This window comes from Thauera sp. 28 (genome assembly GCF_000310145.2).
Taxonomy (GTDB): Bacteria; Pseudomonadota; Gammaproteobacteria; order Burkholderiales; family Rhodocyclaceae; genus Thauera; species Thauera mechernichensis.
The window spans coordinates 19,230-34,639 of the sequence record NZ_AMXA01000005.1 but is presented as its reverse complement, the minus strand read 5'-3'; the positions used below and the strand labels follow the sequence as shown (position 1 = coordinate 34,639).

At 65.4% G+C, this 15,410-nt stretch carries 17 protein-coding genes and 1 tRNA gene; 12 read left to right on the top strand and 6 right to left on the bottom strand.

Annotated elements, in window-relative coordinates; genetic code table 11:
- The first annotated feature begins 119 nt into the window (after window positions 1-119).
- From ccmA to ccmI, 9 genes are read left to right on the top strand one after another with little or no spacing between them, the layout of a single operon-like run.
- A complete protein-coding gene (gene ccmA, locus C662_RS05800) occupies window positions 120-746 on the top strand; it encodes a cytochrome c biogenesis heme-transporting ATPase CcmA (RefSeq protein WP_002926056.1) in 627 nt (208 codons plus the stop codon).
- Window positions 740-1,408, top strand: coding sequence for a heme exporter protein CcmB (gene ccmB, locus C662_RS05795; RefSeq protein WP_002926054.1), 669 nt, complete (start codon window positions 740-742; stop codon window positions 1,406-1,408). The genes ccmA and ccmB overlap by 7 nt, the downstream gene beginning before the upstream one ends.
- A 58-nt stretch (window positions 1,409-1,466) precedes the next feature.
- Window positions 1,467-2,255, top strand: a complete 789-nt coding sequence (gene ccmC / locus C662_RS05790; protein WP_002926053.1) for a heme ABC transporter permease CcmC — start codon at window positions 1,467-1,469, stop codon at window positions 2,253-2,255.
- A complete protein-coding gene (ccmD, locus tag C662_RS05785) occupies window positions 2,255-2,482 on the top strand; it encodes a heme exporter protein CcmD (RefSeq protein WP_002926051.1) in 228 nt (75 codons plus the stop codon). Before ccmC ends, ccmD begins: the two co-directional genes overlap by 1 nt.
- Window positions 2,479-2,925 carry a cytochrome c maturation protein CcmE gene (gene ccmE / locus C662_RS05780; protein WP_002926049.1) on the top strand — a complete coding sequence of 149 codons (447 nt, stop codon included), beginning with the start codon at window positions 2,479-2,481 and terminating at the stop codon, window positions 2,923-2,925. Before ccmD ends, ccmE begins: the two co-directional genes overlap by 4 nt.
- Before the next feature lie 4 nt (window positions 2,926-2,929).
- Window positions 2,930-4,912: a heme lyase CcmF/NrfE family subunit gene (locus tag C662_RS05775; protein ID WP_002926047.1), complete on the top strand. Its 1,983-nt coding sequence runs from the start codon at window positions 2,930-2,932 to the stop codon at window positions 4,910-4,912.
- A gap of 20 nt (window positions 4,913-4,932) precedes the next feature.
- On the top strand, window positions 4,933-5,526 hold the full coding sequence (locus tag C662_RS05770) for a DsbE family thiol:disulfide interchange protein (protein ID WP_002926045.1): 594 nt from the start codon (window positions 4,933-4,935) through the stop codon (window positions 5,524-5,526).
- Complete coding sequence (locus C662_RS05765; RefSeq protein ID WP_002926043.1) at window positions 5,516-6,076, top strand: cytochrome c-type biogenesis protein; 561 nt, start codon at window positions 5,516-5,518, stop codon at window positions 6,074-6,076. The genes C662_RS05770 and C662_RS05765 overlap by 11 nt, the downstream gene beginning before the upstream one ends.
- Complete coding sequence (gene ccmI, locus C662_RS05760) at window positions 6,073-7,299, top strand: c-type cytochrome biogenesis protein CcmI (RefSeq protein ID WP_002926041.1); 1,227 nt, start codon at window positions 6,073-6,075, stop codon at window positions 7,297-7,299. The genes C662_RS05765 and ccmI overlap by 4 nt, the downstream gene beginning before the upstream one ends.
- Before the next feature lie 10 nt (window positions 7,300-7,309).
- Here the strand turns inward: ccmI and alr are convergent, their stop codons facing one another.
- Both alr and C662_RS05750 read right to left on the bottom strand, forming a co-directional pair.
- Window positions 7,310-8,371, bottom strand: a complete 1,062-nt coding sequence (alr, locus tag C662_RS05755; protein ID WP_002926039.1) for an alanine racemase — start codon at window positions 8,369-8,371, stop codon at window positions 7,310-7,312.
- A 107-nt stretch (window positions 8,372-8,478) separates the two neighbouring features.
- Window positions 8,479-9,789 (bottom strand): D-amino acid dehydrogenase, encoded by a 1,311-nt coding sequence (locus C662_RS05750; protein WP_002926037.1) that lies wholly within the window; start codon window positions 9,787-9,789, stop codon window positions 8,479-8,481.
- A 134-nt stretch (window positions 9,790-9,923) separates the two neighbouring features.
- Between C662_RS05750 and C662_RS05745 the strand changes: the two genes are divergently transcribed.
- A complete protein-coding gene (locus tag C662_RS05745; protein ID WP_002926036.1) occupies window positions 9,924-10,391 on the top strand; it encodes a winged helix-turn-helix transcriptional regulator in 468 nt (155 codons plus the stop codon).
- Here the strand turns inward: C662_RS05745 and C662_RS05740 are convergent.
- The gene (locus C662_RS05740) at window positions 10,370-11,152 is read right to left on the bottom strand and encodes a hypothetical protein (protein ID WP_002926033.1); all 783 of its coding nucleotides are present in this window, start codon (window positions 11,150-11,152) and stop codon (window positions 10,370-10,372) included. The genes C662_RS05745 and C662_RS05740 overlap by 22 nt on opposite strands.
- Before the next feature lie 173 nt (window positions 11,153-11,325).
- Complete coding sequence (locus C662_RS05735; RefSeq protein ID WP_002926031.1) at window positions 11,326-12,039, bottom strand: autoinducer binding domain-containing protein; 714 nt, start codon at window positions 12,037-12,039, stop codon at window positions 11,326-11,328.
- An 89-nt stretch (window positions 12,040-12,128) separates the two neighbouring features.
- Here C662_RS05735 and C662_RS05730 point away from each other — a divergent pair, with 89 nt between their 5' ends.
- Both C662_RS05730 and C662_RS05725 read left to right on the top strand, forming a co-directional pair.
- Window positions 12,129-12,587 carry a DUF4902 domain-containing protein gene (locus C662_RS05730; RefSeq protein ID WP_332306949.1) on the top strand — a complete coding sequence of 153 codons (459 nt, stop codon included), beginning with the start codon at window positions 12,129-12,131 and terminating at the stop codon, window positions 12,585-12,587.
- A 178-nt stretch (window positions 12,588-12,765) separates the two neighbouring features.
- The gene (locus tag C662_RS05725) at window positions 12,766-14,217 is read left to right on the top strand and encodes an amidase (RefSeq protein WP_002926026.1); all 1,452 of its coding nucleotides are present in this window, start codon (window positions 12,766-12,768) and stop codon (window positions 14,215-14,217) included.
- Window positions 14,218-14,354: 137 nt separating this feature from the next.
- On the opposite strand, the gene C662_RS05720 is transcribed toward C662_RS05725, so the two are convergent.
- Together C662_RS05720 and C662_RS05715 are read right to left on the bottom strand one after the other, a co-directional pair.
- A tRNA-Gly gene (locus tag C662_RS05720) sits at window positions 14,355-14,429 on the bottom strand.
- Between the two features lie 142 nt (window positions 14,430-14,571).
- Window positions 14,572-15,396, bottom strand: coding sequence for an LIC_10091 family protein (locus tag C662_RS05715; protein ID WP_002926024.1), 825 nt, complete (start codon window positions 15,394-15,396; stop codon window positions 14,572-14,574).
- Window positions 15,397-15,410 lie beyond the last annotated feature (14 nt).

Sequence of the window (15,410 nt, the reverse complement as noted above, 5' to 3'; positions counted from 1 at the left end):
CTCCACATATCCGCCCCCTGCGGCGCTGATCAGGATCGGTGGCGCAGGGGGTTTGCCATTGCCTTTCGGCGCAGCTCGGGATGGCGTCGCCTGCCATCCCTGTGGTTCAATCCGTCCCCATGCTCGAAGCCCAAGATCTCGCCTGCCTGAAGGGCGATCGCCTGTTGTTCCGCGACCTCGCCTTTCGCCTGCAGGCGGGCGAAATGCTGCGTATCGCCGGCCCCAACGGGGTAGGAAAGACCAGCCTGCTGCGCCTGGTCACCGGCCTTGCCTTGCCGGAAGCCGGGGAGGTGCGCTGGCGCGGCCACTGTATCCGCCGCGAGCGCGAAGCCTTCCATGGCGAACTGCTCTATCTCGGCCATGCGCCGGCCCTCAACGACTTGCTCAGCCCGCTCGAGAACCTCCGCTTTGCCTGTGCCGCGGGAGGCGACCATGTCGCCGAGGATGACTGCGTACAGGCGCTTGTCCGCATCGGTCTCGAGAACCAGCTCGATCTCCCCGCACGGGTGCTGTCGCAGGGCCAGCGCCGGCGTGTGGGGCTTGCCCGCCTGTTCCTGTCGGCGCGGCGGCCGTTGTGGGTACTGGACGAACCCTTCACTGCACTCGACGTGCACGCGGTGGCCGATCTGGCCGCGACCCTGTCCGCACACTGTGCGGACGGTGGCTGCGTGATGATGACCACCCACCAGGATGCACCCTTTGCCCGCCCACCCGCGGTGCTCGATGTCGGAGCCTTTGCATGCTGAGCACCTTCCTCGCCGTGCTGCGCCGCGACCTATTGCTGGCGTGGCGCGGGCGCGCCGACGTACTGGTGACGCTGGCCTTCTTCGTCATCGTCGTCTGTCTGTTCCCGTTCGGTGTCGGTGCCGAGCCCAACCAGCTGCGCGCGATCGCACCCGGCGTGTTGTGGGTGGCCGCCTTGCTCGCGTGCCTGTTGTCCTTGCACCGGCTGTTTGCACAGGACTATGCGGACGGAACCCTGGAGCAACTCCTCCTGTCTAGAGAGCCTGCTGCTGTATGGGTGATGGCCAAGGTGCTGGCCTTCTGGCTCAGCACCGGCCTGCCGGTGATTGCGGTTGCGCCTGCGATGGCCTTGCTGCTTGACCTGGAGCAAGGTGGACTTTCGGTGTTGGTACTAAGTTTGACGCTGGGCACGCCGATCCTGACCTTGCTGGGCGCTGTAGGCGCCGCCCTGACGCTTGGCCTGAGAGGTGGCGGGATGTTGCTGGCGCTGCTTGTACTGCCGCTGTTCGTGCCGGTGCTGATCTTCGGTGCGGGGGCGGTCGAGGCCGAGGTGTCGGGTAGTGGTGCCTTGGCTCACCTGCTGCTGCTTGGTGGCGGGCTGGCCGGTGCGGTGGCGCTTGCCCCCTGGGCGTGCGCCGCGGCGCTCAGGATTTCGACCGAATGATGATGTGGCCGCGCATTTGCGTGTGTGGCCTTGAGACGAGACAACGACCGATCTTCGCATGACGACCTCCGAACGCAGTCGCAGCGTGCTCCGCTTCGCATCCCCGCAGTACTTCTATCCGCTCGCTGGCAAGCTTGCCCCCTGGTTCGCAGCCCTGGCGGTCGTGCTCACCCTTGCCGGCCTCTGGCTGGGCTTTTTCGTGGCACCCACCGATGCAACCCAGGGCGAGGTCTATCGGGTGATCTTCATCCACGTGCCTGCGGCCTGGATGTCGATGTTCATCTACCTGGTGATGGCCTTCTGGTCTGCGGTCGGCCTGGTCATGAACACGCGCCTGTCCTTCGTGATGAGCCAGGCGCTGGCGCCCACTGGCGCGATCTTCTGTTTCCTGGCGCTGTGGACCGGCGCGCTGTGGGGCAAGCCGACCTGGGGGGCCTACTGGGTGTGGGACGCACGCCTGACCTCGCAGTTGCTGCTGCTTTTCCTTTATTTCGGCTTCATCGCGCTCACGCGCGCGATCGAGGACCCGCGCCGCGCCGACCGTGCCGGCGCCATCATCGCACTGGTCGGTGCGGTGAACGTGCCCATCATCTATTTCTCGGTGAATTGGTGGAACACCCTGCACCAGGGTGCTTCGGTGAGCCTTACCAAGGCGCCGTCGATGGCGGCGACGATGCTCGCCGGCATGCTGGTGATGGCGATCGCGGCGTGGATGTACACCATCGCCGTGGTGCTGTGGCGGGTGCGCCCGATGATCCTCGAGCGCGAGCGCCACACCGAATGGGTGGGCACGGTGCTTGAGAAGGAATTGCAGGCCGTTGCAGCGAACAAGGGAGGACGTGCCTGATGCAATGGGAAAGCTGGTCCGCGTTCTGGGACATGGGCGGTGCAGCCATCTTCGTCTGGGGCAGCTACGCCGTCACCTTCGGATTGCTCGCGCTGGAACTCGTGCTCGTGTTCCAGCGTCGGAGAGACACGACGCGCCGACTGCTGCGCTGGCGGCGGGCGGTCGGCAAGGAAGTTGGCAAGCATGATGGCGGCGAGTTCGAGCCCGCCCTGGAGTCTGAAAGATGAAAGCCCGTAGCAAGCGTCTGATGTTGGTTGGCGGCGGTGTCGCCCTGTTGGTGGCGGCGGTCGCCCTCGTGTTGAGCGCCTTCCAGCAAAACCTGGTGTTTTTCCACACGCCTTCCGAGGTTGCCGAAGGCAAGGCGCCCCTGGGCAAGACCTTCCGCATCGGCGGCATGGTCGAGGATGGCTCGATCGCGAGAGAGGCCGATGGACTCACCGTACGTTTCGCCATCACCGATACCGCGAAGGTCATTCCGGTGACCTACCGTGGCACGCTGCCCGACCTCTTCAAGGAGGGCAAGGGCGCAGTGGTGCAGGGGCGGCTCGAGGACGACGGCATTTTCCGTGCGACGGAGGTACTCGCCAAGCACGACGAGAACTACATGCCACCCGAGGCCGCACACGCGGTCGAGCAGGCGCAGAAAGCCGCCCAAACCGTGAGCCAGTGACGCCATGATTCCCGAACTCGGACATTTCGCGCTCATCCTCGCGCTGGTGCTGTCGCTGGTGCAGGGCATCGTGCCGCTGGTCGGTGCCAGCCGCAACAGCATGGCGCTGATGGCAGTCGGCCGGCCTGCAGCACAGGGTCAGTTCTTCTTCATCCTGTTCAGCTACGTATGCCTGACCTGGGCTTTCGTCACCAGTGATTTCTCGGTGCAGCTGGCCGCGTCGAACTCGCACAGCGCCACGCCGCTGATGTACAAGATCACCGGCGTATGGGGCAACCACGAAGGTTCCTTGCTGCTGTGGGCGATGTCGCTGTCGTTGTGGACGGTGGCGGTGACGGTGTTCTCGCGCCACCTGCCCGAGGCCTTCATGGCCCGCGTGCTCGGCGTGCTGGGTTGGGTCAGCGTCGGCTTCATCTCCTTCACGCTCGTTACCTCCAACCCGTTCGACCGCCTGCTGCCGGCGGTGGCCGAGGGCCGTGACCTGAACCCGCTGCTGCAGGACCCGGGGATGATCATCCACCCGCCACTGCTCTACATGGGTTATGTCGGTTTCTCGGTGGCTTTTGCGTTCGCCATTGCCGCGCTGCTCTCCGGCCGGCTCGACGCTGCCTGGGCGCGCTGGTCGCGGCCATGGACCACGGTGGCCTGGGTGTTCCTGACTGCGGGTATCGCGGTCGGTTCGGGCTGGGCGTACTACGAGCTCGGCTGGGGCGGCTGGTGGTTCTGGGATCCGGTCGAGAACGCCTCCTTCATGCCGTGGTTGCTTGGCACCGCGCTGATCCACTCGCTCGCGGTCACCGAGAAGCGTGGTGCGTTCCGTAGCTGGACGGTGCTGCTGGCGATCGCGGCGTTCTCGATGTCGCTGCTCGGCACCTTCCTCGTGCGTTCGGGCGTCATCACCAGTGTGCATGCATTTGCGACCGACCCGAAGCGCGGTCTCTACATCCTTGCCCTGCTCGTGCTGGTGATCGGCTTTTCGCTGATGCTGTACGCGATGCGTGCCAACAAGCTGATGGGTGGCGGTAGCTTTGCGCTGGTATCGCGCGAGACCTCGCTGCTAGGCAATAACGTGCTGCTGACCGTGGCTTCGGCGTCGGTGCTGCTCGGCACGCTCTATCCGCTGTTCCTCGATGCGCTCAACCTGGGCAAGATCTCGGTGGGGCCGCCGTACTTCGAGGCGGTGTTCGTGCCGCTGATGACGCCGGTGGTGGTACTGATGATGTTCGGCCCCTTCCTGCGCTGGAAGGACGATGATTTCGTCGCGGCGGCGCGCAAGGTCGCGCCAGCCTTCGTTGCCAGCATCCTGATCGGAATCGGTGCGGCGATGGCGGTGGATCACCTGACCTGGCGCACAGCGCTGGGCCTGTTCCTTGCCGCCTGGGTGGTGCTGGCCAGCATCCAGCTGCTCTATGGCCGCCTCAAGGAGCGCGCCGGTGCATCGGTCGGATCGCGCCTGCGCTCGATCACTGCATCCTGGTGGGGTATGTGGCTCGCACACCTCGGAATTGGCGTGTTCATCATCGGCGTCACCATGGTCGGCAGCCTCGATCAGCACCTTGACGTCAAGATGCAGGAAGGACAGCGTGCAGAGCTTGCGGGCTACACCTTCACCTTCCGTGGCGCGATCGACGCCGATGGCCCCAACTACGACGCCGCGCGCGGCATCATCGACGTAACGCGCAACGGTCGTGCGATTGCGACTCTGACGCCCGAGAAACGCCTTTACTGGGCGCAGGGCATGCCGATGACAGAGGCCTCGATCGACATCGGCCCGTTCCGCGACGTGTATGTATCGCTTGGTGAACAGCTCGAGACCGGGGCATGGATCGTCAGCCTGTACTACAAGCCCTTCATCAGCTGGATCTGGCTGGGTTGCACGTTGATGGGTCTTGGCGGACTGTTTGCCGCGGCCGACCGCCGTTATCGCCGCCTTGCCGAGCGCGATGCCAAGGTCGGCGCAGGGCGCAGCGTTGCCGGCGCAGCCTGAGTGGAGACCGGACAAGCCTCATGAAAGCAAAGTTTCTCGTTCCGCTGCTGCTGTTCTTCGCTCTTGCCGCGTTCCTCGGCTTCGGCCTCACCCTCAACCCGCGCGAGGTACCCTCGCCGCTGATCGGCAAGCCGGCGCCCGAATTCACGCTTGCCCGCCTCGATCAGCCCGAGCAGCGCTTCGCACTCGAGGAAATGCGCGGCGAGGTGTGGTTGCTCAACGTGTGGGCGTCGTGGTGTGTCGCCTGTCGCGAGGAGCACCCCGTTCTGGTGCGCATGGCGCAGCAGAAGCTGGTGCCCATCGTTGGCCTCAACTACAAGGAGGTACGTGGTGACGGGGCGCTCAACGTACGCGGTATGGCACTCGACACCGAAACCGACCTTGCAATCCAGCGCGCCCGGCGCTGGCTGACCGACCATGGCGACCCCTACGTGCTGTCCGTGCTCGACATCGATGGCCGCGTTGGCATCGACTTTGGCGTCTATGGCGTACCCGAGACCTTCCTGATCGATCGCGAGGGCAAGATCCGCTACAAGCACATCGGCCCGATCACGCCCGAGGTGCTGAAGCAGGTGTTGCTACCGAAGATCGAGGAGGTCCGCCGTGCCGGCTGATCACTACAAGGAATTTGCGCTCCGGACGCTGCGCCTGGCTGCCTGCGCGCTCATGTTCGCGGGCGGGCAGTCCGCCTGGGCTGAGGGCCAGCCTGCGTCCGACCCCGGCTTGGCGCCGACGGTGGCGGCAGACCTCGCGCTCGAGGCTGACGTCATGGAGCTGTCGCACAAGCTGCGCTGCCTGGTGTGCCAGAACCAGTCGATTGCGGAATCCAATGCGCCGCTGGCGGTCGATCTACGCGACCAGGTGCGCGAACAGCTCGCGGCCGGCAACAGCAAGCAGGACGTCATCGACTATGTCGTCGCCCGCTATGGCGACTTCGTCCTTTACCAGCCGCCATTCCGTGCCTCGACTGCCGTGCTGTGGGTGGGGCCGGCACTGCTCCTGTTCGGGGGCGCCGGCTGGCTGGCCTGGCGGCTGCGCCGCAGGCAGGAAGAAGTGGCGGCCGATCATGGCCTGAGCGCCGCCGAGCGCGAACGTGCGCGCGTCCTGCTCGCGGGAGCGGACGAGGCAGCACCGAAATCTGAATCACCGGAGTCCCGTTCGTGACCGCCTTTATCCTTCTTGCCGGCCTGTTGCTGGCCGGTGCCCTGCTATTGATCGTTCCGCCGCTGTTGGGCGCAGGTGCGCGCCAGCGGCGCGAGCAGGCGCGTCAGAGCACGATGGCGCTGACCGTGCTGCGCGAGCAGCTGGCCGAGCTCGATGCAGACCTCGCGTCCGGCCAGATCGACGCCGAAAGCCATGCCCGCAGTCGCGAGGAGCTCGAGCGCCGCGCGCTCGAAGAGGGCGAGGCGGCTGCCGAAGCGGCTGAGCGTGCCGACGTGCGCCCGAGCCGCGGCTGGGCGGTGGCGATGGCAGTGAGCATCCCGGCCGTGGCCATCGCCTCCTACCTGGCGATCGGAGAGCCGGAGGCGCTCGATCCCGCAAACCTCACCACGCAGCAAGGTTTCACCCGCGAACAGGTCAACGACATGGTGGGCCAGCTCGTGGCCCGTCTCGAGCAGGAGCCCGACAACGTCGAGGGCTGGACCATGCTCGCGCGCACCTACATGGTGCTGGAGGATTACCCGAAGGCGGTCGCTGCGTTCGCGCGTCTGGGGGCGCTGGTGCCCGACGACCCCGATGTCCTGGCCGACTGGGCAGATGCCACTGCGGTGGTGAGCGGAACGGTGCAGGGCGAGGCCGAGGCGCTGGCGCAGCGTGCGCTGGCGGTGGCGCCCCAGCATGTCAAGGCGCTCGCCATTGCAGGCACCGGTGCATACCAGCGCAAGGACTTCGCGACCGCAGCCGGGCACTGGGAACGCATCCTTGCGCAGATTCCCGCGACCAACGACATGGCGAAGGGTTTGCGCGACAGCATCAACGACGCGCGCGCCAAGGCCGGGCTCGAACCGCTGGCTGCGCTCGAGGGGGCAGCGCCGGCGGCGGCCGCCCCGGTACTGACGATCAGCGGCCGTCTCAGCCTGTCTGCCGAGCTTGCGGACAAGGTGCAGCCAGCAGATGTCGTGTTCGTGTTCGTGCGTGCCGAAGCCGGCGGTCCGCCGTTCGCGGCGCTGCGTTTCACGGCCGCGGAACTGCCGCTCGACTTCGATTTCGATGGCGCGACACTGATGATGGGCGACATGCCCATCCCCGAGCGTGTCGTCGTCGCGGCCCGGGTTGCAAAGGGCGGTGACGCGACGGCGCGCAGCGGCGACCTCGAGGGCGCAAGCCCGGTGGTTTCGCCCGACAGCGAGGGACTCAGCGTCGTGATTGACCGCGTGCGGGAGTGACGGTCGCCGCTCAGCCGATGTATTCCAAACGCACCCGCTTCACGTTGCACAGCAGTTCGTAAGCAATCGTGCCCGCAGCCGCGGCAACGCGGTTGACCGGCACTTCGGTGCCCCACAGCTCGACCCGGGTGCCAATGTTCGCAGTCGGCAGGGCGCTGAGGTCCACCGTGAGCATGTCCATCGAGACCCGCCCGATGATGCGACTGGGCTTTCCGCCCACGCTCACCGGTGTGCCGTCCGGCACTGTGCGCGGATAGCCGTCGGCGTAGCCCATCGCCACCAGTCCGACACGCGTGGGTGTCTGCGCGACGAAGCGGCCGCCGTAGCCGAGCGCTTCTCCGACAGCGATCTCGCGTACCGCCATCACCGCGCTTTCGAGCGTCATCACCGGCTTGAGGCCGTTGTCTGGCGCCGGCATCGGGTCGGCCCCATAGAGCAGGATGCCGGGGCGCGCCCAGTCGCGCCGGGCGTCTGGCCAGCCCAGGATGGCGCTCGAGTTGGCAAGACTGCGCGCGCCGGGCAGGTTGGCGGTCGCCTCCTGGAAGCATTCGATCTGGTCCGCAGTGGTGATCACCTGTGGTTCGTCCGCGCGCGCGAAGTGCGTCATCAAGGTGATGTCGGCAACCTGCCTGCAGGCTTTCAGCCGTGCCCACACGGTGCCGACTTCCGCTGGCGCGAAGCCGGCCCGGTTCATGCCCGTATTCACCTTCAGCCAGACGTGGATGGGGGCTGCCATCGGCGTCGTTTCGAGCATCCGTACCTGATCCTCATGGTGGACGACGATCCATAGCCCCTCGCGCGCGACCTCGGCAAGCTCAGCCGCCTCGAACACGCCTTCGAGCAGGAGCAGCGGCTGACGAATACCGGCGGCGCGCAGCACCAACGCTTCCTCGAGGAAGGCAACCGCGAAGCCGTCGGCCTCAGCGGCCAGCGCCAGTGCGCAGTGCACCGCGCCATGGCCGTAGGCGTTGGCCTTGACTACCGCCAACGCGCGCGCGCCGTGGCGCTCGCGGGCGAGGCGGTAGTTGTGACGCAGGGCGGCGAGGTCGATCTGGGCGCGGGCAGGGCGCATGGTAGGCATCCGGGGTGCAATGTACAGGCTCGATGGTGCAGTCAACGCATTGGGGCCGCAATAGCGCGGCCCCAATGGCATGACTCCACGACTGATGAGCAGGGGATTCAGGCGGGTGACAGGGTGTAGCCCGCGGTGCTGCCGCCCGCCTTGCGACCGTAGCGGGCGAGGCCGAGGTCGTCATGGCGGATCGCCGGCTGGTGGCCGCAGACGAGATCGGCGACAAGTGCGCCGGCACCGCAGGACATGGTCCAGCCCAGCGTGCCGTGACCGGTGTTGAGGAAAAGCTCGGGGTAGGAGGTGGCGCCGATGATCGGCGTCGAGTCGGGCGTCATCGGCCGCAGCCCGGTCCAGAATTCTGCCTTGGGCAGGTCGCCGCTGCCGGGGAAGAGGTCGCCGACGACCATCTCCAGGGTTTCGCGCCGGCGTGGGTTCAGGCGCAGGTCGAAGCCGCCGAGCTCGGCCATGCCTCCAACTCGGATGCGGTCGTCGAAGCGGGTCACGGCCACCTTGTAGGTCTCGTCGAGCACCGTCGACACCGGCGCGGCGGCGGCATCGACCAGCGGTACCGTAAGCGAGTAGCCCTTGACCGGGTACACCGGCAGTTCGAGCCCCAGGCTGGCTGCCATCTGCCGGGAGTAGCTACCGAAGGCCAGCACGTAGCGGTCGGCGCGCAGGATCTCGTCGCCCTCTGCTCCCGCGACACGCACGCCGTCGATGTGGCCGCCACGCTTGAGCAGTTCGCGCACATCGACGCCGAAGCGGAACTCCACACCCGCTGCGCGTGCCATGTCGGCGAGCCGGGTGGTGAACAGGTGGCAGTCGCCGGTCTCGTCGTTGGGCAGGCGCAGGCCCCCGGCGAGCGGGGTGGCCCGGCTGGCCAGTGCGGGCTCGGCGCCGCCAAGCGCGTCGCCGGCCAGCAGTTCATAAGGTACGCCGCACTCGTCGAGTACGGCCGTGTCGCGCGCAGCTGCGTCTAGTTGGGCCTGAGTGCGGAACAGCTGCAGCGTGCCGCGGCTGCGCTCTTCGTAGTGCAGGCCGGTTTCGGCACGCAGGGTGCGCAGGCAGTCGCGGCTGTATTCGGAGACGCGCATCATGCGTTCCTTGTTCACCGCATAGCGCGCGCTGGTGCAGTTGGCGAGCATGCTCGCCATCCAGCGCAGCTGGAACAGGCTGCCGTCGGCACGGATCGCGAGTGGGGCGTGGCGCTGGAACAGCCACTTCACGGCCTTGAGGGGAATGCCGGGTGCGGCCCAGGGCGTCGAATATCCAGGCGAGACCTGGCCGGCATTGGCGTAGCTGGTCTCGAGCGCGGCACCAGGCTGGCGGTCGATGACCGTTACCCGGGCGCCGCGTTGCGCGAGGTACCAGGCGGTGGTGGTGCCGATCACGCCGCTTCCGAGTACGATCACGTTCATCCTGGTGTCTCCTGTCTTGTAGCTGTTGAATATCGGCAGTTTAGTCAGCAAAATGCAGTGAAAATCACCTAACTAATGGTCGATTCTAGTGATATGAACTTTGTTGCCCCGTGCCAGGGCACTTCAGGAGTGAAATGCGCGATCTCGACCGCATAGACCGCCGGATCATCGATCTGCTGCAGAAGGACGGCCGCCTGTCGATGACCGAGCTTGCCCAGCGTGTGGGGCTGTCGGCGACCCCGTGCACCGAGCGTGTGCGCCGTCTCGAACGCGAGGGCGTCATCACTGGTTACCACGCCCGCGTCGACCCGCGGGCGCTTGGCCGGCCCTTGCTGGTGTTCGTCGAACTCAAGCTCGCTGCCAAGTCGAACGACACCTTCGACCGCGTGAAGAAGGAGCTCGCGTTTGTCCCCGAGGTGATGGAGTGTCACCTTGTGTCGGGTGACTTCGATTACCTGATCAAGGCGCGTATCGCCGAGATGAGCGACTACCGGCGCCTGCTTGGCAACATCCTGCTCAAGCTGCCGTCGGCAACCGAATCGCGCAGCTACGTGGTGATGGAGGAGGTCAAGGAAAGTCTCTACCTGCCGCCCGAGCCTTGATCCAGGCCCCGGTCTGCACGTGACAGGGCGATCAGCAGCGGGATGACACCCGCGGCGGCGGCGAGGTGCTTGAGTGCATGTCCAGCGATAAGCTGCCCGGAGAGCGTCCAGATGCTGGTGTCGGCGGCCTCGAAAACCTTGGCCAGCCCGTATGCCACCAGGAGCCATCCCCATGGCAAGGCGCAGGCCCCGGGCCGCACACTGTGGCGCAGCCAGATCAGTAGGACCATGAAGCCGCCGAACTGCGTCAGAACGTATAGCCGCAGGTCGTCCTTCAGTACCCATAGGGCCAGCGCCGACGCGCCCAGCAACAGCCAGCCACCGAGCCAGCGCCGAGCCGCTCGGTCGCCGAGGCGCTCGCCGGCAAGGGCGCCGAGTGCACCGGCAAACGCGATGCACATGGCGAGGCGATCCCAGAACAGGCTGGCACTGCTGGGGTCGAGGTGGTACCAGGCGCTACCCGCCCCAGTCAGGACCAGGCCGATGAAGAACACCCTCAGCGCCATGCGCTGCGAGGGCGGCGCGTGCGCTCCCCGCACCAGGCCTGCAAGGCCCGCCGCACAGAAGGCGAGGCTGCTCAGGACATCGGCAGCGTTGGGAATGAGCAGGCGGCCGATTGCAAGTGCGCGCGTGTCGGCGAATTGGTGATACTGCGGCGACTGTGGGATGGGCGCTACGAGCGCGAGTGCGAGGGCGCTTACGCCGAGCACGGCCAGCGCTGTTGCTTGGGCATGCCATGTCTTCGGTCGGCGTGGACTCATCACTTGCCTCCGCTGTTGCCTCAGGGTGTGATCCAAAACGGCCGACTCGCATGAGCCGGGTTGAGCGTCTGAATCCGTATTAAGCGGGTGTAGAGCGACATGCCAAGTACGGCCAGCCCCCCGACCCAGCCGGTGGCTCCAGCGCCCGATCGCCGAACGGCGGCGCTTCAAGCTTAATCCAGCAATCCCAGAATGGCTGCCTTTACCGCGGTGGCGGTCTTGTTGGCGCAGTTGAGTTTGGCCATGGTGTTGGCGGCGTGAAAATTCACGGTGCGTTCGGAAATGCCCATGAGAATCGAAATCTCCCCGGCAGTCTTGCCCTCGGCGGTCCATCGCAAGACCTCGACCTCACGGGTCGTCAGTTCGCCGAGATCTTGCGCGTGGTGTTCGCGGGCCAACTGATGACACAGGTACTCATGGCCCGCATGGGCGAGAAAGCTCAAGCGCGCCCCATTCGCGAATAGCTCGGCCGAACTCAGACACTCGGCGCCGCGAACGAAAGACACCAGGCTCTGCCGGCCGCGACAGTCCGTGGCAGATTGAGACCAACCGTTGGCAATGCCGAACTGCCTGGCTTCTTCCCAGAACGTGTCGCTGGCCTGTGAGTAGTGTTCGGACCAGACGAAGGGCAGTTGCGATGCCATTCCACGCATGACCACGGGATCGTTATTGATGTATCCACGCTCGGCGTAAAGGGTTTGCCATTGTTCCGGGTAGTTGTTGAGCAGAACGATGCGGGGGTTGCTCAGTGGATAGCGGAAGCGCACACCGTAGGCCAGGTGGTCGAAGCCAAGTGCCTTGCTCTCAAGCTCGATCACCGAGAACACTTCGGTTGCACCGTGCGCGGCGTTCAGTCGGGTCAGGAGGTCTTCGCGCCAGATGTTCATCCGACGCCCTCTGGCCGGGTATCGGGATCTCTGAACCTGTCAACGTTGACATGCCTAGAAACACACCGGCGCGCTAATGTCTGGCAACAATGAAGCGCTTCAAACCAATAACAACGCGTGAGCAGATGAGAACAGAACAGCCAATGACGTCCGTCGTTCGGGTATCGGACGATGGACTCGTCCGTTTGCCGGAGCAGGCCTTGAGCACTGTCCGGTTGCGTCACTTCGCCTCGGGTCTGGACGTACCGGAGGCGGCCCCCATTCCGGGGTGTGGTGACGTGACTGAGGTGACCGGGTTCACCGAATGGATCGCGGGGCGTCGTCCTTACATCAGTCTGGGTTGGGATTGGGTGCTTGATGTCTTGCACGGTCATACCTTCCTAAAGCGCACGGGCGAGCCACGATCGAACGTCATGCTGGTCGACGGGCACATGCGGGATCTGGGCATGGCTGCCTCCCTGCGGCGACTGACAGCCATTGTCGATGGTCTGGCCTGGACCAAGACGGTGTGGCCTTCCATCGTTCAGCGCTACGGCGGCGTCGGCTGACCCGGGCGCCAGAAAAATACATCATCCAAAATGGCACACGAACAACCGAAAATTCGCCTTTACAAGCGGATTTCGCTTGAACAAAAGCTCAAACGATATCCGTTGAGAATATCAATTTTGATGTACATCGAAAAGCAAATGTCATGATTGGTTTGCTTCCGGCCAGAGGAGCATCATCTTGAGCAATTCGGTTGCCCGGCTGCATCAAGCCATGTCGATCGGCACGACGAGCGCGGCGGCCACGGTGGACGGGTGTCTGACGCGTATCGATCTCTCCAACGGCATCATCAACGCCGTGGTGACCCTGGATGCGGCGTCTGCGCGCCGGCAGGCCGAGGCCTGTGACCGTGAGTCTGTCCATGACCCTGCGAAGCTGCCGTTGCGGGGCGTGCCCATCACTGTCAAGGATGCGTTTGCCACGGCTGGCATGCGCACGACCGCTAGCCACCCGCCGCTGGCTGACTACGTGCCTGACACCGATGCGACCGTGGTTGCGCGTTTGCGCCAGGCGGGTGCAATCATCCTGGGAAAGACGAACCTGTCCCGACTGGCTGGCGACCCTCAATGCATCAGTCCGGTATTCGGGGCGACACGCAACCCATGGCGTCACGATGTCACCCCGGGCGGCAGTTCCGGCGGTGCCGCCGCCGCGGTGGCCATGGGGTTCTCGTACATGGACCCGGGCAGCGACCTGGGCGGCTCCATCCGCATCCCGGCGGCCTACTGTGGCGTCTATGGACTCAAGGCCACGGAGAACCGTATTCCGAGAACCGGTCACATTCCGCATCTGCCCGGGCAGCCGCGCAGTGTCCGACACATGCTCAGTTTCGGCGTACTGACCCGGTCGATCGAGGATCTGGCGCTTGGTTTGTCGGTCATGGCGGGGCCGGACCGTATCGATACCGAGGTGCCGCCGGTCGCCGGAGTGGCCGGCCGTGCCCGCACTGACCGGCTGCGCGTCGCTTGGTGGGATGACTTCGCCGGCCTGCCCCTGTGCGATCGTACACGTGCCGGCCTGGATCGGACCATCGGGCGGCTCACCGATGCGGGCGTAGAGGTTGTACGGTGTTTTCCCGACGCCTTCGATCCTGAGCGTGCCCTATACGCTTATGGTGTGCTCGCCGGCGCCGAGATCGGTCTGGCCTTCAAGCCCTGGGAGCGTCATCTGATCGCGATGGCCGGTCGCCTGATTCCCAAGCGCCAGCCTCTCACCCGAGCCTTCACGCAAGGTTTGCGGTTTGACTGGCGTCGCTACAACGCCGCGCTCAACATCCGGGATCAGCTGATCAGTGCCATGGAGAACTTCCTCGATGACCACGATGTGCTGATTTGCCCCACGGCACCGCGGACCGCTTATCCGGCGTTCGCGCTCAAGCCGCTGGGCAAGCCGCCGACACTGGTGGTCGGTGACCGGGCCCTCCCTTTTCTGGAGGCCACCGTCAGTATGGTGGGGCTGTTTTCACTGACCGGTCACCCCGTGGTTTCGCTGCCGGCTGGCCCGGTCGATGGCCTGCCAGTCGGTCTGCAGTGTGTCGGGCGGCGCTGGGGGGATGAAGCGCTGATCGAGGCCTGTGCACAAATCGATCGCATCGTCGATGGCTACGCGACGCCGCCGGCTGCAGCCAGCTGACGGCGACTGGTAAGAGGGACTGCCGGCCCGAGAACAATTCCTTCTTCAGTACATCCGAATGGCATTCGTCTCGGCTACATGAGCCATGAAAGCAAAACGCCAACCCCGGAGGATTGGCGCAAGTGCTTGAATTCAGGTGGAGCGGGTGAAGGGAATCGAACCCTCGTCATCAGCTTGGGAAGCTGAGGTAATAGCCATTATACGACACCCGCCATGCGCATCCGGCCCCTGGCCGAAGCGAACAAGGTCGCCATTCTACTGGGCGCAGGCCGTCCGACGCAATGTGTCCAGGTGAGCCCGGCAGGTGGTGTCAGCGATGACGGAGTGACTGCGGTTATGCGTCGTGGCGCCGCCTCAAGGCAGTCCTGCTTGCAGATACGCATCGAGCTGCAGTACCTCGGTGCGCCATTGCAGATTGTCGTTCGTGCTCGTCGTTGCCAGGTGCTCAGCCGTGATCAACAGGGCGGCGGGCGAGGCGAGCAATCCAAGGTTGTGGCGGACTGCGTGCAACGCGGCGGATACGCTCCGTCCGTCCGATGATTGGTCTTCCCCGAAGAAGCCTACCGCTTGTTGCAGCATGAACGGGATGTTCGACACGTATACCGTGTCCACAGCGAAACCGTCGTTGCTTGCCCGCTCCGAGAGTCGTGCGGCAAGGCGTCCGAAGGGCCGTAGCGGGGCGTCGGGCGAGGTTGCAAGATCCAGTTGCAGCACTCTGACGGCGCCGGTTTCGAACAGCTCGCGTATGTGCCGGTAGCGCTCTGTCGAACGTTCGTTGAGCCAGCTGTCGGGGCGGGACAGCTCACGGCCAATCCAGTCCCGTACGTCGGTGGAGAACATCCGCAGGCGAGGGCGCTGGGGCAGTTTCGGGGTGACTGCATCCACGAAGGCTGCGGGTGAGTCGGCCCTGCGCAATGCCTGGCGTACTGCTCGCCAGACGCGGAACTGGTGCAGATTGATGTCGCACAGATACACGCTGGCGGAGCTTCTGGCCGCGGCGATGTCGAGATTGCGAAAGCTGCCCCAGCCGACATGGATGCAGGGCGCCGCGCGCCGGCTCGCGCGCAGCGCAGCGAGAGCGCGGGCGGTGCCTTCGTCCTCCCGCATCGTCACGGTGTAGCCGCCGCGGTCGGGTCGCAGCGGGCGTCCGCCGAGCAGCCAGGGCAGCTCCGTGCGCATGGCGGTCGAAGCCG